At 70.5% G+C, this 8,956-nt stretch carries 6 protein-coding genes; 4 read left to right on the top strand and 2 right to left on the bottom strand.

Translation table 11 applies throughout. The features are described 5' to 3' along the window. Nucleotides 1-1,779, bottom strand: a 1,779-nt coding sequence (locus ACRWK7_RS16185; protein WP_431857298.1) for a beta strand repeat-containing protein, incomplete at its 3' end; no start/stop codon positions are given. Between ACRWK7_RS16185 and ACRWK7_RS16180 the strand changes: the two genes are divergently transcribed. From ACRWK7_RS16180 to ACRWK7_RS16165, 4 genes are all read left to right on the top strand, one after another. Next, nucleotides 1,739-2,221 (top strand): hypothetical protein, encoded by a 483-nt coding sequence (locus ACRWK7_RS16180; protein WP_431857297.1) that lies wholly within the window; start codon nt 1,739-1,741, stop codon nt 2,219-2,221. The genes ACRWK7_RS16185 and ACRWK7_RS16180 overlap by 41 nt on opposite strands. Nucleotides 2,222-2,630: 409 nt before the next feature. Next, nucleotides 2,631-3,017: a hypothetical protein gene (locus ACRWK7_RS16175; protein WP_431857296.1), complete on the top strand. Its 387-nt coding sequence runs from the start codon at nt 2,631-2,633 to the stop codon at nt 3,015-3,017. Between the two features lie 30 nt (nt 3,018-3,047). Then, nucleotides 3,048-5,912: a tetratricopeptide repeat protein gene (locus ACRWK7_RS16170; RefSeq protein WP_431857295.1), complete on the top strand. Its 2,865-nt coding sequence runs from the start codon at nt 3,048-3,050 to the stop codon at nt 5,910-5,912. 58 nt (nt 5,913-5,970) lie between these two features. Next, complete coding sequence (locus ACRWK7_RS16165) at nt 5,971-7,803, top strand: tetratricopeptide repeat protein (RefSeq protein WP_431857294.1); 1,833 nt, start codon at nt 5,971-5,973, stop codon at nt 7,801-7,803. A 24-nt stretch (nt 7,804-7,827) separates the two neighbouring features. Here ACRWK7_RS16165 and ACRWK7_RS16160 read toward each other — a convergent pair whose 3' ends face one another. Continuing rightward, nucleotides 7,828-8,838, bottom strand: coding sequence for a glycosyltransferase family 2 protein (locus ACRWK7_RS16160; RefSeq protein ID WP_431857293.1), 1,011 nt, complete (start codon nt 8,836-8,838; stop codon nt 7,828-7,830). Nucleotides 8,839-8,956 lie beyond the last annotated feature (118 nt).

Raw genomic sequence — 8,956 nt, 5'->3', positions numbered from 1 at the left:
GTTGCCCGTGTTGTCGAGCGTGACGATGTCGGTGCCCGCGCCGCCGACCAGGATCTCCAGGCCGCGCACGAAGGTGGTGTTGCCACCGGTGCCGATGGTGACGACGTCGGTGCCCGAACCGCCGACCAGCGTCTCGACACCCAACACCAGGGCGGTCTGGCCCGCGGCGCCGAGGGTGATGAGATCCGTGCCGGCGCTGCCGACCAGCGTCTCGAGCAGCGAGACCACCGAGGTGGCGCCGAGCGAACCGGTGGTGACGACGTCGAGGCCCGAACCGCCGAGCAGCGTCTCGACGGCCGCGACGACCATCGTGTTGCCGCTGCCGGACAGCGTGATGGAGTCGGTGCCGACGCCGCCCGTCAGGGTCTCGAGCAGCGAGACGAAGCTCGTGCTGCCGAGCGAGCCGATGACGATGGAGTCGGTGCCCGTGCCGCCGGTCAGCGTCTCGATTGCCAGGATCGTCACGGTGGTGCCGGTGTTGCCGATCGTCACCAGATCCGTGCCGGCGCTGCCGGTCAGAACCTCGACATCGCGCACGGTGATGGTGTTGCCCGAACCGGCCAGGGTGACCGCGTCGGAGCCCGACCCGCCGACCAGGACCTCGACGGCGCTGGCCACGACGGAGTTGCCGCCGGCGCCCAGCGTGACGATGTCGGAGGCCGCACCGCCGGTCAGCGTCTCGACGCCGCTCAGCAGGAGGGTCGCGCCAGACGCGCTGATGGTGATGTTGTCGGTGCCCACGCCGCCGGTCAGCGTCTCGATCAGCGAGACCACCGCAGTGGCGCTGAGCGAGCCGATGGTGACGACGTCGGAGCCAGAGCCGCCGAGCAGCGTCTCGACCGTCTGAGCGACAACGGTGTTGCCGGAAGCGCTCATCGTGATGATGTCGGTGCCGGCGCCGCCGGTCAGCGTCTCGAGCAGCGACACGGTGACCGTGTTGCCCGAACCGCCGAAGGTGACGGAGTCCAGACCCGAACCGCCGGTGACGCTATCGACCGCCGAGATGAAGGTCGAGATGCCGCCGGCTGCGATCACCACCGACTCGGAGCCGGTGCCGCCGATCAGCGTCTCGACGCCGCTCAGCAGGAGGGTCGCGCCGCTGTTGTTCAGCGTGATGGCGTCAGTGCCGGCGCCGCCCGTCAGGGTCTCCAGCAGCGAAACGACCGTGGTGCTGCCGAGCGAACCGAGGGTGACGGCGTCCGAACCGGCGTTGCCGGTCAGGGTCTCGAGCGCCGAAACGAAGATGGTGTTGCCGCCCGTGGCGAGCGTGATGGCGTCGGTGCCGACACCGCCAACCAGCGACTCGAGCAGCGAGACCACCATCGTCGAGCCCAGCGAGCCGAGGCTGACGAGGTCGGTGCCGGCGTTGCCGGTCAGCGTCTCGATCGCGCCGGCGACGACCAGCGTGTTGGTGCCGGTTCCCAGGACGATGTTGTCGGTGCCCGCGCCGCCGGTCAGCGTCTCGACCAGCGAGACGGCCATGGTGCCGCCTGCCGCGCCGATCGTGATGTTGTCGGTGCCCACGCCGCCGGTCAGCGTCTCGAGCAGCGAGACGACTGTGGTGGCACCCAGCGAGCTGACGGTAACGACGTCGCTGCCGGCACTGCCGGTCAGAGTCTCAATGCCGGTGAAGAGCGTGAAGCTGCCCGCCGCACCAAGCGTGATGCTGTCGGTGCCGACGCCGCCGGTCAGAGTCTCGATCAGCGACACGACCGTCGTGTTGCCGAGCGAGCCGAGCGTGATGCTGTCGGTGCCAGCGCTACCGGTCAGAGTCTCCACCAAAGAGACGACCGCGGTGCCGCCCGCCGCACCGAGCGTGATGGAGTCGGTGCCGACGCCGCCGGTCAGAGTCTCGATCAGCGAGACGACCGTAGTGGCGCCCAGCGAGCTGATGGTGACGCTATCGGTACCGGCGGAGCCGGTCAGAGTCTCAATGTCAGTGAACAGCGTAAAGCTGCCGGACGCACCGAGCGTGATGGCATCGGTGCCAGCGCCGCCGATCAGAGTCTCGATCAGCGACACCACCATGGTGCTGCCGGTCGTGTCGATGGTGACGTTGTCCGTGCCGGCCGCGCCGGTCAGGGTCTCGAGCAACGAGACGAGTAGCGTGTACCCGGTCGTCGCAAGAGTGATGTTGTCGGTGCCTGCACTGCCGACCAGCGTATCATTGACGCCGGAGTATGTGGCGGTACCTGAAACTGCAGTTGACGCCATTCGTTAGATCCCCTTTCGCCTTCTAACCAGGCCTTAACGCGCATAGCGCACGGGTGGGCGAACGGGGAACCCCTCCCCGCCCAACCTCCTCTCTATCCGAAGTGGTATTGCGAGGCAACGCAAAAAGGCGCTGCCCGACCGCCGGATGATGTCGAGTGTTGTGAAAGTGCCACCATCACCAAAGCCTGGAACGCCGGCCGCCTTTGTCCTCGCGGCGCCTTTGTCCGGGCGGCACGGCGAAAGGCACCAGACCATATGGCCGAGGTTCAGTATTGGCCACTTGGCGGGGCGGGCGGGGCGCTCCCACCTGCCCCGACGGCCGGGACCCGGCGATTCGGCCATAACTGCTGCATCACCCGGACGGCCGTGCTATCTACCTGCGCCCGTCATGCGGCCATTTGGCAGGAATCGCGAACATGCCCATCCTTGTCCCCGTATCCTGGGGTGAACTCCTCGACAAGATCGCCATTCTGGACATCAAGGAGCAACGGATCTCCGACGAAGCGAAGCTGGCGAACGTTCGGCGCGAGCGCGACGCCCTCAACGCCGTGGTTGCCGCGCACGGCGCGCTCCCCGACGGGGCTCGCCGCCTCATCGACGATCTGCGGAGCGTGAACGAGGCGATCTGGGACATCGAGGACGGCGTGCGCGACTGCGAGCGCACCAAGGATTTCGGCCCGCGGTTCGTGGAACTGGCGCGCGGCGTCTACCACAACAACGACCGGCGGGCGGCGCTGAAGCGTCAGCTCAACGACCTGCTCGGCTCAGAGCTGATCGAAGAGAAGTCCTATCAGCCGTACTGAAACGGGCCGGTCGCCCGGCAAGGTTCCGACATGAGCGCCCCCCAGCACGCCGCTCCCGCGCCAGACTGCACCGATCCCGCCGCGTGGACCGCCCACGCCGAGGCCCTGCTCGAGCTGGGCCGGCCGGAGGAGGCCGTGGCCGCCGCGGCCCGGGCCCGCGACCTGCGGCCAACGGCAGACGCCTGGGCCGCGCTCGCCCTGGCCTGCCTCGCGGCGAACCGGACCGACGACGCCGCGGAAGCCGCGGCCGGCGCCCTTGCCATCGACGGCGGGCACGCTCCGTCGCTGCGCGTTCTGGCTCTGGCGTCCCTGCGCCGTCAGCGGATCGCCGAAGCGGAAACCTTCGCGCTCGCCGCGCTGCGCGCCGACGGAACCTACCCGGAAGGACTGGCGGCGCTTGCCCTGGTGCGCATGGTCCAGGGTGACCTGGGGCAGGCGGACGCCCTGCTGGCCCGCGCCACGGCCGCCAAGCCGACGATGGCCGAGGCGTTCGCCAACCGCGCCGCCGTGCTGGCGCGCCTCGGGCGCGACGACGACGCGGCCGCCGCCGCCGCGCGGGCGCTGGAACTCAAGCCGGTCCTGGCTCCGCCCCGGCATCTGCTCGCCACGCTGCACCGCCGCGCCGGGCGCCTGCCCGACGCCGCAAACTGCTTCGCGCAGGTCCTTGCCACCGACCCGGACCATCCCGACGCCGCGGTCAATCTGGCCGACACCCTGCGGCTCCTGGGCCAAACGGCCCGGTCGGCAGCCGTCTGCCGAGCGGCGCTGGTCCGCCGGCCGGCGCATGCCGGTCTGCTCGGCAACCTGGGGGCCGCGCTCCACCATATGGACGACGCCGCGGCCGCCGAGACCGCCTACCGGCGGGCCCTGGCGACAGCCCCGGCGTTGCCGGAGATCGAGAACAATCTGGGCCGCCTGCTGCACCGCACGGGGCGGCTGGCCCCGGCCCTGCGCCACCTGCGCCGGGCCGCCGCTGCCCTGCCGCAGGACGGGCAGGTCGCGGTGAACCTCGCCGCGGCGCTCCTGGACGCCGGACAGGCCGAAGAGGCGGGACAGGTCGTGGCCGCCGCCGTGCAGGCGAATCCGCGGGCGGTCGACGCGCTGGTCGTGCTCGGCCGCGCGCTGCTGGCCCTGGGTTGGACGCCGAAGGCCGAGGCGGCGTTCCGTGAGGCGGTGGCCGCCGCCGCGGCCGACGCGCCGGCCGTGCGCCTGCAGGCGGCGTCGCTGCTCGTCCGCGCCGGCGAGCGGTCAGGCGCCCTGCCCTTCCTGCGCCCCTGCCTGCACGACGGATCCGCCGGCAGCCACGGCTGGCCGCTGTTCGGCGAAGCGTTGCGCGGGCTCCGCCAGGTGCCGGACGACGGGCTGTTCGCCGCGGACCTGCTGACGGCCTTCGCGCATCCGGCCGTCGAGAAGTCCAACCTCCTCGATGCCGCGATCGCGGTGATCGACCGCCTGCCGGCGATGGCCCGGCTCACGGCGGCGCTCGCGACGCAGGATCCGGACGCGGTGGTGGCCGCCCTGATACGGGAGGGGCTGCTCGACCCGATGGCCGCCGACCCGGTGCTGCACGCCCTGCTGGAATGGGTGGTGGTGGCCGACTCCGCGCTGGAACGCGCGTTGACGGTGCTGCGGCGCGCGCTGCTCGCCGAGGCCGCGGGCGAAGGACCCGGGCTGGCCGACCGGGCGCCGTGGGACGGTTTCGCCGCGGCCCTGGCGCGGCAATGCTTCCTCAACGAGTACGCCTGGGCGGAGACGGCCGGCGAAGCACAGCTGGCGGAGCGCCTGGGACGCGCGCTGCACGACGCACTCGCCGCCGGCCAGACCCTGCCGGCCGGACGCATCGCCGTTTACGCCTGCTACCGGCCGCTCGCCGCCTGGGAGGGTGCCGATGCGGCGGCGGAGCGGAGCTGGCCGCCCGCCATGGCCGGTCTGGTCGAGGCCCTGATCGCCGAACCGCGTGCCCAGGCGGCCATCGCGCGCGATATCCCCCGCCTGACCGCCGTCGACGACGCGGTCTCCACGGCCGTCCGCCAGCAGTACGAGGAGAACCAGTATCCGCGCTGGCGCCATGCCGGACTGATCGAGCAGGCGCGCCCGGTGCCTCGTGTGATCGGCGCAATCCTGCCGCACGTGGCGCTGGATCCGGCGGACTGGGCGGCTCCGGAGATCCTGATCGCCGGGTGCGGCACCGGCCGTGAGTCGGTGTGGGCGGCCAACCATTTCGCGGGCGCGCGCATCCTGGCGGTCGACCTCAGTCGCGCCAGCCTGAGCTACGCGCGTCGGCAGACCGACCGGCTGGGCATTGCCGGGATCACGTACGCGCAGGCCGACCTGCTGCGTCTGCACGAGCTGGGCCGGAGCTTCGACCTGATCCAGAGCGTCGGCGTCCTGCACCACACCGGCGATCCGTTAGGCGCGTGGCGCAGGCTCGCCGGCCTGCTGCGCCCGCACGGGCTGATGAAGATCGGGCTATACAGCGAGATTGCCCGCGGCGCCGTGCTGGCGGCGCGGGCGCTGGCCGAGGAGCACGGGGTGACGGCCTCGCCCTCCGGCATCCGGCGTCTGCGTGGCGTCATCGCCGGCCTGCCTGACGGGCATCCAGCGCGGGGGCTGCTGCAATCCGTCGATTTCTACAGCACCAGCGCGTTCCGCGACCTCGTGCTGCACGTCCAGGAACACCGGATGACGCTGCCGCAGATCGCCGGGTGGATCGACGAGCTGGGGCTGGAGTTCCTCGGCTTCCAGTTCGACGACCCGGCGGTGGCCCATCTCTACCGCCGCCGCTTTCCGGAAGATCCTACGATGACACGGCTTGATCTCTGGCATCTGTTCGAGATCGAGCGTCCTTTCACCTTCGGCGGTCTCTACCAGCTTTGGCTGCGCCGCCGGAACTGACGCAAACAAGCAAGACTCGGAGCGCGTCCCGGACGCGCGCACGACCGGAGCCTCCATCATGAGCCAGACCCCCGCTTCCACCGCGCGCACCACCGCCACGCCGGTCGACGTGCAGCGGTTGCAGGCCCTGTTGAACGCCGGACAGGCCCATCACGGCGCCGGGCGCCTGGGCGAGGCGGAGGCCTGCTACCGGCAGATCCTGGAAGCGCTGCCGAACCAGCCCGACGCGCTGCACCTGCTGGGCGTCATCGCGCTGCAGGTCGGCAAGCCGGCGCCGGCGGTCGAGCTGTTCGCGCAGGCCATCCGCAACGGCGGGGGCAACGCCGGCGTGTTCTCCAACCTGTGCATGGCGCTGCGCCGGCTGGGCCGGCTGGACGAGGCGGTCGCGGCCGGGCAGCAGGCGGTCAAGCTCGACGCCAATCTGGCGGACGCCTACAACAATCTGGCGAACGTCCTGATGGACAAGCAGATGTACGGCGAGGCGGCGGACGCCCTGCAGACCCTGATCCGGCTGCGCCCGGCGGGGATCGACAACCGCCTCCAGCTCGCCCGCGCCCTCATCCTGTCCAGCCGCCACCAGGAGGCGGCGGACATGCTGCTGGCCTTCCAGCGCACCGATCCGGCGGCGTCCGCCGGCATCTATGTCAATCTGGGCGTGGCGCTGAAGAAGCTGGGCCGCACGGCCCAGGCCGCCGACGCCTACCGGGTCGGGCTGCTGGTGAACCCGAGCGACGAAGGGCTGCTGAACAATCTCGGCTCGATGCTGCTGCAGGAGGACGACGGCGACCCGGAGGCGGTCGCCTGCCTCCGGCACGCCATCGCCGCGAAGCCCGACTTCGCCGACGCCCATCTGAACATGAGCCTGGCGTATCGCGGCGAGAACCGCATCGACGAGTCGATCGCGTCCGCCCGGACGGCCTTGCGCTTCAATCCCCAGCTGGCCGAGGCGCACACGTCGGTGAGCTTCGGCCTGCTCCTCAAGGGTGAGCTGGAGGAGGGCTTCCGCGCCTACGAGTGGCGCACGCTCATGACCGACTTTCCCTCCCCAAAGCGCAGCTTCACCACGCCGGTGTGGGACGGCCGCCGCTTCGAGGGCATGACCATCCTGATCCACGACGAGCAGGGCGTCGGCGACGCCATCCAGTTCGCGCGCTACGCCCAGATGGTCCGCGCCCGCGGCGCGCGCGTGATCGTCGAGTGCAACACCCAACTCGTCCGCCTGCTGTCGGCGATGCCCGGCATCGACGGCGTCATCGGCCGCTTCACGCCGCTGCCCGCGCACGACGCGCACGTCTCGCTGCTGAGCCTGCCGCACCAGCTAGGCACGACCCTGGACAGCATCCCGGCCGACGTGCCCTACCTCAAGGCCGAGCCGGAGCTGACCGCGCAGTGGGCCGACCGCATGGGGCCGCGCAAAGGGCTGCGCGTCGGTCTGGTCTGGGCGGGCAACCCGGAGTTCAAGGACGACCGCAACCGTTCGCCGCGGCTCGGCGCGGTGCTGCCGCTGCTCGACGTGCCGGGGGTGGAGTTCTTTGCGTTGCAGAAGGGGGCCGGCCGGCAGGACCTGGAGACCTACCGTGACCGCCTGCCGGCGAACTTCGTCGACCTCGGCGACGGCATCGGCAACTTCGCCGACACGGCGGCGATCATGATGAACCTCGACCTGGTCATCAGCTCGTGCACGGCGCCGCCGCACCTGGCCGGCGCGCTGGCGCGTCCGACTTGGACGATCCTGCCGTTCAACTGCGACTGGCGCTGGCTGCTCGAGGGCGACACCACGCCCTGGTACCCGACCATGCGGCTGTTCCGCCAGGAGCGGAGGGGCGACTGGGGCCCGGTGGTCGCGCGCGTCCGCGAGGCGCTGGCCGAGGCGGCGCGCACCGCGCGCTGAGCGGCCGGCGCCAAGCGGTGGGGCTCAGTCCGGGGACGGGAAGTTGACCATCGACTTGATGGTGTAATGGCTCTTGCCCTGGGATTCGAAATACACGCGCACCAGCAGCTCCGCCAGCAGCCCCATCAGGATGCACATGATGCCGGTGATGAAGCCGAGCGTCACCAGCAGCGGCAGCGGCGTCTGGATGAACGCGACCCCTTCCGCCAGCTTCAGGTACACGGCGTAGATCCCGGACAGGAACGCCGTGGCCATGAAGAACAGCCCGAACAGGCCGAAGACGTAGATCGGCTTCGTCTCGTAATGCGTCAGGTACTTCACGACCAGCAGGTCGAGCAGGACCTTGCCGACCCGCTCCAGACCGTACTTGGACCGGCCGAAGCGGCGCGGATGGTGGCGGATCGGCACTTCGGTCACGCGCGCGCCCTGCCAGTGCGCGTAGATCGGGACGAAGCGGTGCATCTCGCCGTACAGGCGGAAGCCCTGCAGCATCTCGCGCCGGTAGGCCTTCAGCGAGCAGCCATAGTCGTTGAGGTGAACGCCGGAGATCTTCGAGATCAGCTTGTTGGCGATCCGGCTCGGCAGCGTCCGCTCGACGAAATTGTCCTGCCGGTCGCGCCGCCAGCCGGAAACCACGTCGTAGCCCTGCTCCAGCTTGGCGAGCAGCAGGGCGACGTCCTCCGGATCGTTCTGCAGGTCGCCGTCCATGGGAACGATGACCGCCCCCACGGAGTGGTCGATCCCGGCCATCAGCGCCGCCGTCTGGCCGACGTTGCGACGGAAGTTGATGACGCGGACCCGCGGCTCCGCCCGCGCCATGGCGGCGAGCTTGCCTTCGGTGCCGTCGGTCGAGCCGTCGTTGATGAAGATGATCTCGAAGGGCTTGTGCAGCCGCTCCAGGGCCGGGATGAGCGCGCCGCACAACGGTTCGATGTTGTCGATCTCGTTGTACACGGGGACCAGCACGGAGACGTACACGGCGGGCGTTTCCTCGGCAAGGTCATGGGCCGGAGCGACGCGGGTGAGGACATCCATTCTAGACACTCGGCTCTGAACGGCTCGGACGCGTTGGCGGTGCGGCATCCGGCGTGATTGGGGAGGGATTCCCGGGCGCACCATATGCCCTTCGCACCGGGGTGGCGCAATGCCAAAA

It is taken from the genome of Azospirillum sp. (genome assembly GCF_050789165.1).
The sequence above is the reverse complement of the archived record's forward strand: the minus strand, read 5'-3'. Positions and strand labels throughout refer to the sequence as shown.

Coding starts and splice junctions, on each gene's coding strand:
- ACRWK7_RS16160 (WP_431857293.1), bottom strand. CDS start 8,838: ATGGATGTCCTCACCCGCGTCGCTCCGGCCCATGACCTTGCCGAGGAA.
- ACRWK7_RS16170 (WP_431857295.1), top strand. CDS start 3,048: ATGAGCGCCCCCCAGCACGCCGCTCCCGCGCCAGACTGCACCGATCCC.
- ACRWK7_RS16165 (WP_431857294.1), top strand. CDS start 5,971: ATGAGCCAGACCCCCGCTTCCACCGCGCGCACCACCGCCACGCCGGTC.
- ACRWK7_RS16175 (WP_431857296.1), top strand. CDS start 2,631: ATGCCCATCCTTGTCCCCGTATCCTGGGGTGAACTCCTCGACAAGATC.